Origin of the sequence: Nocardia puris (genome assembly GCF_036051655.1) — a bacterium.
GTDB lineage: Bacteria > Actinomycetota > Actinomycetes > Mycobacteriales > Mycobacteriaceae > Nocardia > Nocardia puris.
This window is the reverse complement of the sequence record NZ_CP107943.1, coordinates 7054021-7070467: the sequence shown is the minus strand read 5'-3', so window position 1 is coordinate 7070467 and position 16447 is coordinate 7054021. Positions and strand designations below refer to the sequence as shown.

The 16447-nt window shown below is 67.8% G+C and carries 18 protein-coding genes and 1 pseudogene; 14 read left to right on the top strand and 5 right to left on the bottom strand.

The window, feature by feature from the left end:
• Positions 1-18 precede the first annotated feature (18 nt).
• The 4 genes from OHB21_RS32825 (at position 19) to OHB21_RS32810 (ending at position 2580) form a co-directional block, all read left to right on the top strand.
• On the top strand, positions 19-1140 hold the full coding sequence (locus tag OHB21_RS32825; protein WP_228788483.1) for a M24 family metallopeptidase: 1122 nt from the start codon (positions 19-21) through the stop codon (positions 1138-1140).
• Between the two features lie 33 nt (positions 1141-1173).
• Complete coding sequence (gene efp, locus OHB21_RS32820; protein WP_067509651.1) at positions 1174-1737, top strand: elongation factor P; 564 nt, start codon at positions 1174-1176, stop codon at positions 1735-1737.
• 73 nt (positions 1738-1810) lie between these two features.
• Positions 1811-2320 (top strand): transcription antitermination factor NusB, encoded by a 510-nt coding sequence (gene nusB, locus OHB21_RS32815; RefSeq protein WP_195124481.1) that lies wholly within the window; start codon positions 1811-1813, stop codon positions 2318-2320.
• A complete protein-coding gene (locus tag OHB21_RS32810) occupies positions 2317-2580 on the top strand; it encodes a YciI family protein (protein ID WP_113974906.1) in 264 nt (87 codons plus the stop codon). Before nusB ends, OHB21_RS32810 begins: the two co-directional genes overlap by 4 nt.
• Before the next feature lie 182 nt (positions 2581-2762).
• Here the strand turns inward: OHB21_RS32810 and OHB21_RS32805 are convergent.
• Positions 2763-2975, bottom strand: a pseudogene (locus OHB21_RS32805) (S16 family serine protease); the annotation flags it as partial.
• A gap of 92 nt (positions 2976-3067) precedes the next feature.
• Between OHB21_RS32805 and OHB21_RS32800 the strand changes: the two are divergent.
• Positions 3068-3619, top strand: coding sequence for a DUF4334 domain-containing protein (locus OHB21_RS32800; protein ID WP_195124480.1), 552 nt, complete (start codon positions 3068-3070; stop codon positions 3617-3619).
• 920 nt (positions 3620-4539) lie between these two features.
• Here OHB21_RS32800 and OHB21_RS32795 read toward each other — a convergent pair.
• From OHB21_RS32795 to OHB21_RS32785, 3 genes are all read right to left on the bottom strand, one after another.
• On the bottom strand, positions 4540-5445 hold the full coding sequence (locus OHB21_RS32795; RefSeq protein WP_195124479.1) for an NAD(P)-dependent oxidoreductase: 906 nt from the start codon (positions 5443-5445) through the stop codon (positions 4540-4542).
• A 652-nt stretch (positions 5446-6097) separates the two neighbouring features.
• Positions 6098-6799 (bottom strand): HD domain-containing protein, encoded by a 702-nt coding sequence (locus tag OHB21_RS32790; protein WP_228788482.1) that lies wholly within the window; start codon positions 6797-6799, stop codon positions 6098-6100.
• 500 nt (positions 6800-7299) lie between these two features.
• Entirely contained in the window at positions 7300-7926 is a 627-nt protein-coding gene (locus OHB21_RS32785; RefSeq protein WP_067509645.1) for an alpha-ketoglutarate-dependent dioxygenase AlkB, read from the bottom strand.
• Positions 7927-8025: 99 nt separating this feature from the next.
• Between OHB21_RS32785 and OHB21_RS32780 the strand changes: the two genes are divergently transcribed.
• The 5 genes from OHB21_RS32780 (at position 8026) to OHB21_RS32760 (ending at position 11819) form a co-directional block, all read left to right on the top strand.
• Entirely contained in the window at positions 8026-8625 is a 600-nt protein-coding gene (locus tag OHB21_RS32780; protein ID WP_195124478.1) for a chloramphenicol phosphotransferase CPT family protein, read from the top strand.
• A 734-nt stretch (positions 8626-9359) separates the two neighbouring features.
• Positions 9360-9818, top strand: coding sequence for a VOC family protein (locus tag OHB21_RS32775; protein ID WP_228788481.1), 459 nt, complete (start codon positions 9360-9362; stop codon positions 9816-9818).
• A gap of 63 nt (positions 9819-9881) precedes the next feature.
• A complete protein-coding gene (locus OHB21_RS32770) occupies positions 9882-10091 on the top strand; it encodes a hypothetical protein (protein WP_067509643.1) in 210 nt (69 codons plus the stop codon).
• Between the two features lie 215 nt (positions 10092-10306).
• Positions 10307-11308: a CPBP family intramembrane glutamic endopeptidase gene (locus OHB21_RS32765; RefSeq protein ID WP_195124477.1), complete on the top strand. Its 1002-nt coding sequence runs from the start codon at positions 10307-10309 to the stop codon at positions 11306-11308.
• Positions 11309-11381: 73 nt separating this feature from the next.
• Positions 11382-11819, top strand: coding sequence for a VOC family protein (locus OHB21_RS32760; RefSeq protein ID WP_067509639.1), 438 nt, complete (start codon positions 11382-11384; stop codon positions 11817-11819).
• Between the two features lie 219 nt (positions 11820-12038).
• On the opposite strand, the gene OHB21_RS32755 is transcribed toward OHB21_RS32760, so the two are convergent.
• Positions 12039-12854: an aminotransferase class IV family protein gene (locus OHB21_RS32755; protein WP_067509637.1), complete on the bottom strand. Its 816-nt coding sequence runs from the start codon at positions 12852-12854 to the stop codon at positions 12039-12041.
• 64 nt (positions 12855-12918) lie between these two features.
• Here OHB21_RS32755 and OHB21_RS32750 point away from each other — a divergent pair, with 64 nt between their 5' ends.
• The 4 genes from OHB21_RS32750 to OHB21_RS32735 all read left to right on the top strand — a co-directional run bounded on the left by OHB21_RS32750 (position 12919) and on the right by OHB21_RS32735 (position 16433).
• A complete protein-coding gene (locus OHB21_RS32750) occupies positions 12919-13272 on the top strand; it encodes a MerR family transcriptional regulator (RefSeq protein ID WP_067509634.1) in 354 nt (117 codons plus the stop codon).
• A 182-nt stretch (positions 13273-13454) separates the two neighbouring features.
• Positions 13455-14093 carry a bifunctional pyr operon transcriptional regulator/uracil phosphoribosyltransferase PyrR gene (gene pyrR, locus OHB21_RS32745; RefSeq protein ID WP_228788480.1) on the top strand — a complete coding sequence of 213 codons (639 nt, stop codon included), beginning with the start codon at positions 13455-13457 and terminating at the stop codon, positions 14091-14093.
• Positions 14094-14137: 44 nt separating this feature from the next.
• Entirely contained in the window at positions 14138-15094 is a 957-nt protein-coding gene (locus OHB21_RS32740; RefSeq protein WP_067509632.1) for an aspartate carbamoyltransferase catalytic subunit, read from the top strand.
• A 31-nt stretch (positions 15095-15125) separates the two neighbouring features.
• Entirely contained in the window at positions 15126-16433 is a 1308-nt protein-coding gene (locus OHB21_RS32735) for a dihydroorotase (protein WP_067509630.1), read from the top strand.
• Positions 16434-16447 lie beyond the last annotated feature (14 nt).

Below are 16447 nucleotides of genomic sequence, written 5' to 3'. Positions count from 1 at the left end.
CGGCGGTAGCTTTGACCCATGTCTGCTGTTGAGGTGGCACCCGACTACGCGGGCCGGCGCGGCGCCCTGCGGAGTTTGCTCGTGGAGAACGAGATCGACGGACTGCTGGTCACCGACCTGGTCAATATCCGGTACCTGACCGGTTTCACCGGTTCCAACGCCGTGCTGCTCGTGCACGCGTGGGACTCGCGCAACGCCGAGGACCGCACGGTCATCGGCACCGACGGCCGCTACCGCAGTCAGGTCGCCGAACAGGTCCCCGATCTGCGGTCCGAGATCGCACGCGCCACCGCGCTGCGCATCGTGGCGCTGGCGGGGGAGTGGCAGTTCGGCCGGCTCGGCTACGAGAGTCACGTGGTGACCGTCGACGAGCACCGCCTCTACGCCGAGCAGCGCACCGGGCTCGAACTGGTCGCGGCGCCCGGCCTGGTGGAGCAGTTGCGCATGGTCAAGGACGCTTACGAGGTCGAGCAGCTGCGCCGGGCCTGCAAGGCGGGCGACGCCGGCCTGTCCGCGCTCCTCGAACGCGGCGCGCTGCGACCCGGCCGCACCGAACGCGAAGTCGCCCGGGATCTCGAATGGGCGATGTTCGAGCACGGTTCGGAGGCGGTCTCCTTCGAGACCATCGTCGCCACCGGCGCCAATTCCGCGATCCCGCACCACCGTCCGACCGGCGCCGTGCTCGCCGCCGGAGATTTCGTGAAGCTCGATTTCGGCGCGGTGGTGGGCGGCTACCACTCCGATATGACGCGCACGTTCGTACTCGGCCCGCCCAGAGAGTGGCAGCGCGAGGTATACGCGCTGGTCCAGGAGTCGCAGCGGGCCGGATGCAAGGCGCTGCGGCCGGGCGCGAAGACGGGCGACGTGGACGCTGCGGCCCGCGCGGTGATCGAGGCCGCCGGGCACGGGAGCCTGTTCGTGCACAGCCTCGGCCACGGCGTCGGGCTGCGCATCCACGAAGCGCCGGGAGTCGCGAAAAACGGAACCGGTACACTGCTACCCGGCGTGGCGGTGACCGTCGAACCAGGTGTGTACTTCCCCGGCCGCGGCGGCGTCCGGATCGAGGACACGCTCGTGGTGCGCGAAGGGGGTCCCGAGCTGCTCACCCACACCGGCAAAGACCTGACCGTCGTCGAATGACGCCGGTTACCTGAGACAGGAGATCCGAAGACAGTGGCGGACACCAGCGACTTCAAGAACGGCCTCGTGCTGAAGATCGACGGTCAGCTCCAGCAGATCGTCGAATTCCAGCACGTGAAGCCGGGTAAGGGCCCCGCGTTCGTGCGGACCAAGCTGAAGAACGTCGTGTCCGGCAAGGTCGTCGACAAGACCTTCAACGCCGGTGTCAAGGTCGAGACCGCGAACGTCGACCGCCGCGACATGACCTACCTGTACCACGACGGCACCGACTACGTCTTCATGGACGGCGAGACCTTCGACCAGCTCTCCATCTCCGAGGGCACCATCGGCGCGGGCGCCCGCTTCCTGCTGGAGAACATGACCGTGCAGGTCGCCACCCATGAGGGCGAGCCCCTCTACGTCGAGCTCCCCGTCTCGGTCGAGCTCGAGGTCACCCACACCGATATCGGCCTGCAGGGCGACCGCTCCACCGGTGGCACGAAGCCCGCCACCCTGGAGACCGGCGCCGAGGTCCAGGTGCCGCTGTTCATCAACACCGGCGACAAGCTGCGCATCGACTCGCGCGACGGCAGCTACCTCGGCCGGGTCAACGCCTGATCGCCGGTCGCTCGCGGCGGGTGGGCCGACCCGTCCGCCGCACCGGAACTCCAACGACGGGGATGATGTGACCGTGGCGGAACAGCCCGCAGACAAGAAATCCGCGTACAAGAAGCTGGGCGCCCGGCACAAGGCGCGCCGCCGCGCCGTGGACCTGCTGTTCGAGGCCGAGGCACGCGATGTCGACGCCGGCGACCTGATCGACGAACGCGTCGAGCTGTCCGCCAAGGACCAGTCCGTCGCGCCCGTGCACGCCTACACCCGCACGCTGGTCGAAGGCGTCGCCGACGACCTGGACCGCGTGGACGGCACCATCGAGTCCTACCTCCAGGACTGGACGCTCGAGCGCCTGCCCGCCGTGGACCGCGCCATCCTGCGCATCGCGGTGTGGGAGTTGTTCCACGCCAACGATGTTCCGCCCGTCGTCGCGGTGGACGAGGCCGTGGAACTGGCCAAGGAACTGTCGACCGACGATTCGCCGTCGTTCGTGAACGGCGTGCTCGGCCAGGTCGTGCAGGTCGCGCCGCAAGTGCGCGCCGCCGCGGCCGCCACTCGCGCCCCGCGTCCGGAGCCCGAGGCGTGACCAAGTACCTCGTGATGGCGATGCGCACGCCGCGCTTCGATTCGTCCGTGGTCGAACCGCACAAGCGGTACCTCGACGAGTTGCTCGCGCAGGGGCGGCTGGTGGAGAGCGGACGGTTCACCGACGGCACCGGCGGCGCCTACGTGGTGCTGGCCGAGGATCTGGAGTCCGCGCGCGCCCTCGCCTTCGCCGATCCGCTGCACACCACCGGCGCTTCGGAACTCACCGTCTACGAGTGGGAGATCACCGTCTCGGCGTGAGCGCTCCCGCCGGTGGGTGTACGGGGAACCGGCGGGAGCGCCCGGGGTGATCCCCGGATCTAGCGGTGCTCCCGGTTTTCGCCGCGAGCACGGAATGATCTTGGAACCTCGAGTGCTGTTGAGGTCAAGGGGCGTGTGAGTGGTGCCACTCGAACTTCCCGGCGGCCCGGTCGGCCGAAGTGCAGTCCGGCGCGCTGGGCGGCGAGAAGCTTCTTCCTGACGCCGCCGATGGGCAGGACGCGGCCGTTGAGGGTGACCTCGCCTGCCGATGCTGTGCTCGCCGAGCGATTGCGCACCGTCGCTGTACGGGTCCGAGCCCGGTCGTGGTCCTGCGATGCGGGCGTGGTCCTCCACGCGGTTGGCCGAACTTTGTTGTACGACTGTTGGGGCCCCACCGGAACGGTCGTGACGGTGGCCAAAACTCCCGATCGGATTCAGTGAGAGAGAATTAGGTTGATTCTCGCATCATCGTGACGAGGAGGTTGGGATGTCCACCGAAGGTTCACCCGCGACCGCGCGACTGGAGAGTCTGCGTGCCGGCTCCACCATCGACGAGGCGAGCGCGTTGTTCGACAGTTTGCCGGGAGTGCGGGTCGAGGACATCGTCACTGGTCTCTGGAAGGGATCGGAACTCGCCACCGGCCACCCCCTCGACGGCGTGCTGACCGCGAGTGGCTGGTATGGAAAGCGTTTCGACAGCGCCGATTTCGTGCACCCGCTTGTCTTCGCCGACGACGCGGGCAACCTGTTTCCGGTCGATCCCCGACGCGTACCTCTGAGCCTGGCAGGGCGTATTCCGCTACCCGCCGTCCAAGCCGGTCGAAAACTCCTCCCTGTCCTGCGCCCAGCGCTGCGCACCGACAGGCCGACGGCGCGTCTCCGGAACATCGGGTACCGGGGAATTGTCAGTGCCGCAATGGTTTACGATCACTTGCCGATCATCGACCATTTCCGCAGGGTGGACGGGGCGACACTGCTGGGAGTCATGGACCTGAGAGGTCTGGCGGAGCCGTATTTCTTTGTGCTGCAACAAGCCTGACATCTCTCACCGGTGGGAGTGTCTCGACGGCTGGGCCTGATCATCTGTAACCACGGTCATCCCACGATTCGGGGGGTCGACCCACCTCGTGCCCGGCCTGCTCCGGGAAGGACACCATCCCCACGTGCGCGGGGAGCACGATCACCCCGGCCATTTCGTGGCCTTGGACCGCGGACCATCCCCACGTGCGTGGGGAGCGCCTCACCCACCCGTGGCACTTCGGCCTCCAGGTCGGACCATCCCCACGTGCGTGGGGAGCACATGCCCTAGCCCAGTATCGGCCGCATTGTCCACGGACCATCCCCACGTGCGTGGGAGCACCCGCCGGAGCGGGCCGTCACGAGGCTGCGGGCCGGACCATCCCCACGTGCGTGGGGAGCACACACCTGGACTTGTCGCCAGCACCGCCCCGGCAGGACCATCCCCACGTGCGTGGGGAGCACTTCACGTCGATGACGCTGCGCCAGTTCGCGAACGGACCATCCCCACGTGCGTGGGGAGCACTAGCGCGCCATCCACTCGTAACCGATGGTGCCGGGACCATCCCCACGTGCGTGGGGAGCACACTTCCTGACCAGGAATTCTACCGGTCGGTAACCAGATTTTCGACCACTGAGTGCGGCGAGGAGGAGGCGTGCCGTGCGACATCGCCGAGGTAGGTGAACGGCGACGGTGGGGCGATAGTCCGCGCGACTTCTTGCCCCTGTCCTAGCGAACCGGCAGCCGAGATCGCCTGCGGGATCCTGACTGTTCGCCCGGCCGAGCAACTGATACGCACATGGACGACCTCCGTGACTAATCGCCTGACCGCTGAATGCTCGACCGGTCGATCCGCCGCACTGACGCAGACAGGTTTCGACGTCGCGGATCCCCGCCGGCAATAGCGCGCATTCTGCCGCACCGGGCGGACATCTCGGACTTCACTGACTGGTGAGTTGTGCAGTCGACTCTCGATCCAGAGAAGTGGCCAGTAACTCGATCAGCGCCGTAATGCTCTGCTCCCCAAGCCCTTCCGCGACTGCTCGACGCAGCAGGTCGTGCATCGGAGCGTGCCATGACAAGTCGACCCCGGACTCCTTCGCCAACTGCGCGTCGTCTCCGGCGGCGGTCTCGAACAGCGCGACCGACGAACCGAGCCGCGTGTAATCGCGATCATCGATCTCCCCGGCCAAAACCGGAAGCAGCGATTCGATCATCTGCAACCACTTCGTCGAGTACGGCACCATCGAGGCGGCATCGATCCCGCGCGCACGGAGCACGGCAGCGCCCTCGAGGAACCCGAGGAGCGTGGGCAGAAGCGTTGCGCCGACGGCGGATTCGTACAGCGCGGCCAAATCTGGATCATCGCCCAAGTGGACGAGATCCCCACCCAGCACCCGCAGCGTTTCGGCGTGCTTGTCGAAGACCGCTCGCTCACCACCGAAGTACAACAGCGTGTCCGGGCTCCCCATGGCCGAGGGCACATTCTTGATCGCCCCACCGAGAAAGCGTGCACCCCGCTGGGTCGTCCACTGTGCGAATTCCCTTGCATCGAAGGGGGTTCCGCTGTTCAGCGTGACGATATCGCGCCCTTTCAGGTCCGTACCCTCCATGCTCTCGCGACTTGCTCGAAACGTGGCCAGAATCCCAACTGTCACCGGGCTCGCCGCCACCGCATCGGCGACCGACATCTCCTGTCGCGCACCTATCCTCACCAGCGGTTCCACCCGCTCCGGACTGCGGTTCCACACCGTCGTCGGATGCCCTGCCGCAAGCAGCGCACCCACGATCGCGGACCCCATCGACCCGGCACCGAGCACGGTCACCGGCGGCTTCTGGTCAGACATCGAAGTTCCAATCATCATCGGCACCCACGAGATTCACGGTCTCGCGCATCGACACAAACCTTCCGCTGACGCCGGTTCGCCGACAAGTACCTACTTCGCCTTGGAGTAACCAACGCAGAGGTAAGCAGCGAGGTCATGGCGCACTTCGGGAGGCGCGATATGACAGCGGTCACCGAACGTCAGACGTCGGCAGCCCGATACACTGCCCGCCGCTGGCCGGAAACCCGATCTTCGCGCGACCTCCGCACTCCGGGCAGCGCCCGCACACTTGTGAAACCCCCGCGCGCGAACCGAACCTGGTTGCCGCCTGAATGCCCAACTGCTCGGAGTGGCGGCGAGGTCGACGAGGGATGCCTCGTTTGTGTGGGGAGCACGATCTCGGCCCGTTCGCGGCGTCGGCGGCATCGGGACCATCCCCGTGCGTGGGGAGCACATCGCCGCCAACCTGCGCCGCCGTGGGGTCGGGGGACCATCCCCACGTACGTGGGGAGCACACTTCCTGACCAGGCACTCTACCGGCCGGTAACCGAATTCGGTCAGTACTGTGTGCTGTGATGGTCAGTGGAGCCGGGAGCTGACCGATCGGTGACATTCCTTGCTTCTCGGCGTTGGCGATGGCGGTGTTCGAACGTCGGACTGTATCCGCGTCGGATCAATCGTTCGCGAGGATGGCGTCGAAACGCCGAGCGGCGCTGTCGAGTTGGGTGAGGAGGTGTTGTTTGACGGCGTCGGAGAGTGGGGTGTCGGGGCGCTTCACCAGGTCGCGGTACACCGCGATGAGAGGGCGGTACTTGGCGGCGAGTTTGGTCATGGTGGGGGCTTCGGCGTAGAGGATGCCGACGCCGTTGTCGGTGAAGTCTGACAACTTCACAATGCGGGCCCACGGGGAGTTTTCGAGTTCGGCGGCGACATGACGGCGGTACTGGGCATGGCGGTCGACCGCTGGTAGCGGAGCTGGGTTCGTCACGGCGGCAACGAGTTCGGCCACTCTGGGGCCGAATCGTTCGCCGAGTTCGGCGAGCGCGGCCTCGGTAGGTGAGCCCTGGCAGGTGCCTGCGAGTTCAGTGGGGTGGTCCTCGACGGAGTCGTGCAGGAGGCCGGCGATCACGATGTCCGGGTCGCGCACCTCGTAGTGCGAGGCGATGCGGATCGCGACGCGCAAGAGGTGGTTGATGTATGGCTCGTCGCCGTAGCCGTCGTTGCGGTGTAGCTCGGTGGCGAGGGCCAGAGCGTCGGTGAGGCGGTCACGATCCGGCAGGTCCTCGATTTCGAGAAGGAACCTCTCGCGCAGGCCATCCTCGCCGAACACCTGGGTGATGGTGTGCAGCGGCATGACAGTCAGCGCGTGCGTCATGTTGATCAACCTATCGGCATCCGAGCACTGGCACGAGCACAGTGCTGCATGTTCGTCTGCTCGCTCCCGAGAGTCCATGCGCTCGTCCGAAATCGGCGTAGAACGAACCGCGTCGATGCGGTGGGTTCGTTGAGACCTGCTTGGACGCGGGAAGTTGGGATCCTCCCTACGTGCGTAGGGAGCACTGATCCGACCAGCCGGTGCCGATCGGATAGCCCGGGCCATCCCCACATGCGTGGGGAGCGCGAGGCGGCGCGATGGCTGGTGCACACTCACGCCGGATCATCCCCACGTGCGTGGGGAGCACCTGTTTACCGAGCCCCGACGCAGCTTGGCGAGGGACCATCCCCACGTGCGTGGGGAGCACACTTCCTGACCAGGCACTCTACCGGCGGGTAACCAGTTTTTCGACCACTCCGGCTCGCGTTGTGATGTCCGATAGCGGAGTGTGCCCGGTCGTAGCCGAGCGCCATACGTCAACTGTACGGGCCCTGGAGGCTTCACCTGACGTTTCGCGGCCGGAACTGAACGCTGATCCGTGGCCCAGTCGCCCGACGCGTCTTCGGTACCGCGTGTTCCCAGGTGCGTTGACAGGAGCCGCCCATGACGAGGAGGTCGCCGTGGCCGACGGGGAAGCGGAGGCTGGGGCCGCCGCCTCGGGGGCGGAGGGCGAGGGTGCGGGGTGCGCCGACGGAGAGGATGGCGACCATGGTGTCGTGGGTGGCGCCGCGGCCGAAGGTGTCGCCGTGCCAGGCGACGCTGTCGCGGCCGTCGCGGTAGTAGCAGAGGCCTGCGGTGGTGAACGGTTCGCCGAGTTCTGTTGCGTAATAACGGGACAGGGTGTCGCGGGCTTCGGTGAGGACTGGGTCCGGTAGGGGAGTGTGCTCGTCGTAGAAGCGGAGGAGACGTGGGACGTCGACTACACGGTCATACATCGGGCGTCGCTCGGCCTGCCACGGAACGTCGCGCGCGAGGCGATCGAACAGGGTGTCCGCGCCCGCGAGCCAAGCCGGGCGGAGGTCGACCCAGGCGCCGTCGCCGAGGTGCGTCCGGCGGATGTCGTCGAGCGAGCCGAGGCTCGGCTCATCGAATTGGTCGAGCAGCGATCCCTGCAACCATGCCGTCACGCCGACCAGCGTACCTCGAGTTCGAACGTATGTTCGCTAACGTCTCTCGTCGGCAGCTTCTGATGCCGGACTTGCACGTGACTGGATACCGTGGCGGGGGTGCGCAGTGCGGAGCTTCCTCCCCAGGTGATCTTCCTCAACGGGACGTCCAGCGCCGGCAAGACGGCATTGGCCCGTGCGATTCAGGACGAAAGCGAAGTCCCGTTCGTCTACTGGGGGATCGACACGCTGTTCGGGTTGGTGCCGCCGACTTGGGGTGGTGGACGGGACGGTCCGCTCAGTCGCGACGGATTCTGGTACGACCGCACCAGCCGCGACGAGGATGGTCGGCCACGGGTCGTCATCCGTTATGGCGATGTGGGAAGGCGGATGCTGCGGTCCGGTTGTGCGGCGGCCGCCGCGTTCGCGCGCGGCGGTGATCATCTGGTGATCGACGAGATGCTGTTGACGCCGGATCTTATGCCGATGTGGATGGAGGCGCTGGCCGGTCTGGGCGTTCACTTGGTCTGCGTCAACTGTCCCCTCGCTGTCGCCGAGCAACGAGAGTTGGCCCGTCGTCGCACTGAAATCGGTTTGGCGCGTGGGCATTTCGACATAGTGCACGATCATGGATGCCCCTACGACGCGGTCGTCGATACGACTACGGGAACCGCAGCGGAATTGGCCCGCCGTGTGCTGAGCCAGGCTTCGTTGCGGTGACTTCGATGATCGGATTGTGGATGGTTCGGTCGTGTTCGAGCTCGTGTCATTCGATTCATCCGGCAGTTTCGACGGGCGAGCCCAGCGAAATTAACTTGTGCAGGTTTGAAACCTGATGCGGACAAGCCGTATTCGCCATGATCGTGCGCCCACTCAACAGGTGGTCATCCGCTACGGCGGTGTCGGCCGCGGATGCAGCGGTCTGGGTGTGCCGCGGCTGCGGCGTTCATCGACTAGGCACGGATCATCCCCACGTGCGTGGGGAGCACCTCGACATCGAGCTGAATCCCGAGGTCACCGAGGGGTCATCCCCACGTGCGTGGGGAGCATGTCACTGCGCACCTGCATATGTCCGGCGAATGCGGACCATCCCCACGTGCGTGGGGAGCACGATCTGCGGTGAACAGCGATCTCGCACAATACCGGACCATCCCCACGTGCGTGGGGAGCACGTCGCCGCACCTACGAGCGGCTGGAGGCGGGCCGGACCATCCCCACGTGCGTGGGGAGCACACTTCCTGAACAGGCAGTCTACCGGCTGGTAACCACTTTTTCGACCACTCCTGGGACGGGCTCAGTCGGCCGTCGAGTGATGCGCGGCTGCGTGGGCATGCGGTGCGACGCGAACACCGGGCAGCGATAGATGAGGCAGGTCGACGCCCTGGGTCGATATGCGGCTGTCTCGTCTGCGTGCGTCGGGGGCGCGATCGGTCAGGAATCGAGAAGCATGGTTGATGGCCGTGCGGGAAGAATCGAGACCGGCGCGAATCCGGCGTCGCGAACGAATCGATCAACCACGAAGCGAGGGCAGCGATATGGCGATTCAGGTGAGTGTGATCATGCTCGGTGTCGCGGATGTGGATCGCGCGAGAAAGTTCTATTCAGCGCTGGGAGCTGAAGTGACCCAAGGCTTTCCGGGTTTCGTCCGGTGCAAACTCGGGACGGGTTCGGAATTGGCGTTGACCGAGTGGGAAGCAGCGGCTGAGGACGCTGGGGTGCCGGGGGAGGGGGCGGGGTTTCGGGGTGTGTCGCTGCACTATCTGACCGAGACCACCGAGGAAGTGGATGAGGTCATGGGGAAGGCGATCGCGGCGGGTGGATCGGAGGTTCGGGCGGCGGTTGCGCAGGACTGGGGGTACTCCGGATATTTCAGTGATCCGGATGGTTACTTGTGGAAGGTCGCCACCGGCTGACGAGAGCGGGCGCGCGGGTCTCGCTTACGGCGGCGCCGTGGTGATCTGGATTACTGTGGCGGCGTGGGATTCACCGAGTATTGGCCTGGCGATGTTGTCCATTTCCCGGAGGGGCCGTTCCTGGGGGTGTGCGGTGTGGTGCGGGAAGTCGACAGCGGTCGCGGCAGGATGCGCGTGGATTTCGCCGAAGGCGTCGCGCACCGCGAGGGCGGGGTGTTGCGGGCTCGGCACCACAGCCTGACCGTGAGTTTCGACGAGGTCGAACTCGCGTAGCGTGATCTGTGATCGCGCCGCCACCACGGGCTCGATCGCTGGTACGGCGGCTTGCCGGGTTGTGAGCGGCCGAGTGGGCCGAACGCGCGGTGGACGCTGAGCGCATCGTTCGCGATGTGCGCCCGGCGCGGTCCAGCGAGGTGGTGCCAGCACCACCCTCGAAACGGGTGTTCGCTCGGTCGTCCGGCGCCACCCGCGCTGGTGGACTAGGGAACATGCATTCGGAATCCGTTCTCCCGCAGCGTTCGTCACGTGTGCGCGGCATCTGGTGGTTTCTGGTCCTGGCGTTCGTGCCCGCGTGGGCGGCGTGGATCGGAGTCGGGGTGGCGGGCGGCAGCATGGACGATCCCGTCACCCAGTTGGCGACCGCCGCGTTCGGGCCCGCGCTCGCGGCAATTGTGGTGCGCGCGTGGATAACTCGGGAAGGATTCGCCGACGCCGGGATGGCGCCGAGGCTCCGGCGGAGTTGGCGGACCTACCTGGTGGCGCTGGCACTGCCGCCGGGGATGCTCGCGGTCTGCCTGTTGCTGGCATGGGCGGCGGGCTACTGGGATCCCGCCGCGACAGTGTGGGCGGATCACGCGCTGTTCCTGCTGCTCATCCCGGTGATCCCGATCGTGGCGATGCCGATCTTCTGGGGTGAGGAGTTCGGGTGGACGGCGTATCTGCGCGATCGCCTGCTTCCTGGCCGTCCGGTGGCGACCACGTTCGCGACCGGATTCATCTGGGGCGTGTGGCACTGGCCGCTGCCGTGGGTCGGGTATTTCGGTGCGGGCGTGGAGTTCTGGGACGCGTTCGTCGGGATGTTGCTGTGGATTCCGCTGTCGGTGCTGCTGGAGTTCCTGATCGGGTTCGTCTGGGGGCAGAGCCGGTCGGTGTGGCCGGCGACGATCGTGCACGGCGGTGGGAATCTGGTGGTGTCGTTCGGGTTGGACGACCTCACCGGCGCGAGCATGTCGGTCACGGCGTCGACGCTCGTCTACTGCGTGGCGATGGTGCCGTTCGTCATCGCCGCGATCGTGTGGACCGTCCGTCGTCGAGCCCAGCCGCTCGCGCCGGCCGGTCCCGATCCGTCGGCCGGGCCGCTCGCCGCGCCCACGTCGGTCCGTCCCGGACCGCCGGCCGATACGGCACGCACTTCGCACCAGCGCGACCGAGTCACGCCGCCACCGCCCGCCGAACATACCTACCCGGTAGGGAAGTGGCCGACGAGATAGTTCCCGGATGTCCAAAAGGATTGATCTCTCGGATTCCCGGCTCATCGACCGTCCGATGGGTAGCGTGAGGCGCATGCCCATCAAGTTCGAGAACGTCGGCATCACCGTCCGCGATCTCGACGCGACGATCGCGTTCTTCACCGACCTCGGCCTCACGGTCGCCGCCCGCGCCACGGTCAGCGGTGAGTGGGCCGACACCGCGGTCGGCCTCGACGGCAACCACGCGCACATCGCGATACTCCAGACGCCCGACGGCCAGGGGCGGCTGGAGTTGTTCGAGTACATCCATCCCGACGCGATCGAGCCGGAACCCGTGCGCCCCAACGAGATCGGCATGCACCGCGTCGCGTTCTCGGTCGACGACATCGACGAGGCCCTCGCGATCGCCGCGCGGCACGGCTGCCATCCGCTGCGCGGCGTGGCGACCTACGAGGACGTCTACAAGCTCACGTACCTCCGCGGTCCCAGCGGCATACTCGTGATGTTCGCCGAGGACCTGACGAAGAGCTGACGGCCGATCGGTGTGGCCGGGACCATCGCCGCTGTCTCGAACCCGACCCGCCTCCATACCAACCGGAGCCGTCGCCGTGCGAAACGTGATCGCCGACGTGCCGAACGCGACTTGCCGGACGTGATCGGGGCGTCCAACGACCGGACCGCGAGCCGATGAGGGCACTGCGGCCACCGGAACCCCAGGGGATCGGACATCCCGCCGCCAGCGCTCCGCCGATCACGGCACCACCCACGGCTCCCGCTCGAACGCGGCGTGCGCGACACGCACCAGCTCCTCGGACGCGTCGAACTCCACGTCCCCGATCCGGGGCACCGCGATCCCCGGCGTCCACGAATTCATCACCACCGCACCGCGGAAGCGCCCGAGATCGGCGGGCCGCACGGGCTCGGTGCGCTGTGGAATCCCGTCGAGCCTGCGCCGCACGATGCCCATCGTCGTGCCGGTGAGGATCTCGGCCTCGGGCCACACGACCTGCTCCCCGTCCCAGAAGGCGAGGTTCCAGATGGACGCTTCGCTCAGCCGCCCCTGCCGGTCCATGAAGGCCGCGTCGTCGAAGCCCGCGGCGCGCGCCCGGCGCATGTAGTAGGTCTTCGCGCCCTCGCCGACGTGCTTGATCTCGGGCAGGAACCGCTCGTGCCCGACGATGTCCAATGCCAGCGGGCCGGCCGGGCCAGTCGCAGGGGATGCGGTTCTGATCAGGGTGCGCAGGGTGCGTTCGCCGGGCTCGTTGGTGAACTCGCCGTCGGCATCGAAGACGGTGAGGGTCAGCGACAGATCGGCGGGCGCGTCGTGCAACGCGGCGCGCAGATCGTCGCGGAACCGCTCCGGCGACGGGCTCGCGCCGAAGAGCCGCCGCGACGCTGTGACCAGGCGCTCCAGGTGCAGGTCCAGCCCGCGCACGCGGCCGCCGCGCACCTGCATGGCGGTGAAGTGGGCGAAGCCGGCGAACGCGAGGGCGTCGATCGGTTCGCGGGCGGGCTGCCCGTCGAGCAGAGTGGGGAAGGTGGTGGTGGGCGCGGTCGTTGTGCTCATGGCGGCCAACGTAAACCTTGACGTCGGCGTGAAGGTCAAGCCCGCGCATCGGAAGGAACGAAAAATGCTGATCGGAGAGCTTTCCCGGCGCACAGGGGTGTCGCCGCGCGCGCTGCGGTACTACGAGGAGCAGGGTCTGCTGGACGTCACGCGCAAGGCCAACGGCTACCGCACCTACTCGCCGGACGCGGCGACCGTGGTGGTCCGGATCCGGCGGCTGCTCGACTCCGGCCTCAACTCCGACACCATCCGCAAGCTGCTGCCCTGCATCCACGGCGACGACCCGGGCGTGGAGCTGTGCGCGGAGGTGGATGACCTGTTGCGCAACGAGATTCGCGACATCCGCGCCGAGATCGAGGAACTGACCCGCCGCCACGACGCACTCACCCAGCTGCTCGAGAGTTCCGACGCTCCCTGAGACGGGTTCGCCCCCCGCCGCTCCACCTCACACTCCCACCCCCGTGGCCCCCTTCACACCCCCACGGTGCCCCAGCTCACAGCCCCGAGACCTGGTGAGAACGCCCCGCGCGGCGCTGTTACGCTGCTACCCGTAAGACATCCTTTAACGGACCGTCCCGTGAGGCGGGGAAGGAGGTCGGCATGGCTGTGCCCGGAGATCGGGCCGCCGAGTCCGGCGCTGCCGAGAAGACGCATTCTCAGCGGCACACACCCGAATGGGTGTCGGCGGGGCGGGAGCTGTTGTCGGCTTCCGATGTCGGACGCACCATCGCGCGCATCGCGCACCAGATCATCGAGAAGACCGCCCTGGACGCGGGTGAAGCCGGCGCGCCCCGCGTGGTGCTGATCGGGATCCCCACCCGGGGCACCACCCTGGCGGCGCGGCTCACCGACAAGATCGAGGAGTTCTCCGGCGTCCGCCCGGCGCTCGGCTCCCTCGACATCACGCTCTATCGCGACGATCTGCGCAGCAGGCCGCACCGCCCGCTGGAACGCACCTCGGTGCCCGACGGCGGGATCGAGGACGCGCTGGTGGTGCTCGTCGACGACGTGCTGTTCTCCGGTCGCACCGTGCGCTCCGCGCTGGACGGCCTGCGCGATCTGGGCCGCCCGCGCGCCGTGCAGCTGGCGGTGCTCATCGACCGCGGCCACCGCGAACTCCCCATCCGCGCCGACTACGTGGGCAAGAACGTGCCCACCTCGCGCTCGGAGGACATTTCCGTACTGCTCACCGAACACGACGGCCGCGACGGCGTGTACCTGCACCAGGAGGAGGCGTAGATGGGCCGGGCTCCGGTGACCCGCCCGAGGCGGGAGGCGCGCGCGTGAGGCATCTGCTGAGCGTCACCGATCTGGACCGCGCCGCCGCGACCGGTCTGCTGGACGAAGCCGAGCGCTTCGAGCAGGCGCTGCTCGGGCGCGAGGTGCACAAGCTGCCGACCCTGCGCGGCCGCACCGTGATGACCGTGTTCTACGAGAACTCCACCCGCACCCGGGTGTCCTTCGAGGTCGCGGGCAAGTGGATGAGCGCCGACGTGATCAACGTCAGCGCGAGCAGTTCGTCGGTCTCCAAGGGCGAATCGCTGCGCGACACCGCGCTGACCCTGCACGCCGCCGGCGCCGACGCGCTGATCGTGCGGCACCCGGCCTCGGGCGCGGCGCACCAGATCGCCCGCTGGATGGACGGGTGGGCGCGCGAGTCGGGCCGCCCCGGCCCGGCCGTGATCAACGCGGGCGACGGCACCCACCAGCACCCCACGCAGGCGCTGCTGGACGCCTTGACCCTGCGCCAGCGCCTCGGCGACATCGAGGGCAAGCGTGTGGTGATCGTCGGCGACATCCTGCACAGCCGGGTGGCGCGCTCGAACGTCTTCCTGCTGAACACGCTCGGCGCGGAAGTGGTGCTCGTCGCACCGCGCACGCTGCTGCCGATCGGCGTGGACAGCTGGCCCGCCCGCATCGCGCACTCGCTGGACGCCGAACTGCCCGGCGCCGACGCGGTGCTGATGCTGCGCGTGCAGGCCGAGCGGATGAACGGCGGGTTCTTCCCGTCGGCGCGTGAGTACGCGGTGAACTACGGACTGTCCGAGCGCAGGCTCGCGCTGCTCGACGAGCACGCGGTGGTCCTGCACCCCGGCCCGATGCTGCGCGGGATGGAGATCGCCTACTCCGTGGCGGATTCGCCGAAGGCCGCGATCCTGCAACAGGTCACCAACGGCGTGCACCTGCGCATGGCGGTGCTGTTCCGGCTGCTGGTCGGCACGCAGGAGGCGGTCGCATGACAACGAACACGAACCGAAAGGCGGCGACGGCATGAGTGGGCTGTTGATCAAGGGGGCCTTGATCTACGGCGAGGGTGAACCGGTCGACGTGTTCGTCACCGACGGGGAGATCCGCCAGATCGGCACCGACCTGGGGATCGTGGACGCGGAGATCATCGAGGCGAACGGCCAGATCCTGCTGCCGGGCTTCGTGGACCTGCACACCCACCTGCGCGAGCCGGGCCGCGAGGACACCGAGACCATCGAAACCGGTTCCGCCGCGGCCGCTCTCGGCGGATACACCGCCGTGTTCGCGATGGCCAACACCAACCCCGTCGCCGATTCGGTGGTCGTCACCGACCACGTGTGGCGGCGCGGGCAGGAAGTCGGCCTGGTGGACGTGTTCCCGGTCGGCGCGGTCACGGTGGGGCTCGAGGGCAAGCAGCTCGCCGAGATGGGCACCATGGCCGCGGGCGCCGGGGCGGTGCGGATGTTCTCCGACGACGGGCATTGCGTCTACGACCCGCTGATCATGCGCCGCGCGCTGGAGTACGCCAACTCCCTCGGCGTGCTCATCGCGCAGCACGCGGAGGAGCCGCGACTCACCAAAGGCGCTGTCGCGCACGAGGGTCCGAACGCGGCCCGCCTGGGCTTGGCGGGGTGGCCGCGCGCGGCCGAGGAGTCGATCGTGGCCCGCGACGCGCTGCTGGCCCGCGACGCCAACGCCCGCGTGCACATCTGCCACGCCTCCACCGCGGGCACCGTGGAATTGGTGAAATGGGCCAAGTCCCAAGGCATCTCGATCACGGCCGAGGTCACGCCGCACCACCTGCTGCTCGATGACTCGCGCCTGGAGACCTACGACGCGGTCAACAAGGTCAACCCGCCGCTGCGCGAGGCCTCCGACGCGCAGGCGTTGCGGCGGGCGCTGGCCGAGGGTGTCATCGACTGCGTCGCCACCGACCACGCCCCGCACGCCGAACAGGACAAGTGCTGCGAGTTCTCCGCCGCGCGCCCCGGCATGCTGGGCCTGGAGACGGCGCTGTCGATCGTGGTGGAGACCATGGTGCGCCCCGGCCTGCTGGACTGGCGCGGCGTGGCGAAGGTGATGAGCGAGAACCCCGCGCGGATCGTCGGCCTCGACGATCACGGGCGCCCGCTCGAGGTGGGCGAGCCCGCCAACCTCACGCTGGTCGACCCGGACGCCACCTGGACGGTGCGCGCCACGGAGCTGGCCAGCATCTCGAACAACACCCCGTTCGAGGCCATGACGTTCCCGGCCAAGGTGACCGCGACGGTGTTGCGGGGCCGGGTGACCGCCCGCGAGGGCAGGGCGGTGGGCACGCGTGCCGAGGTGTAGTTGAGCGGGTGCAC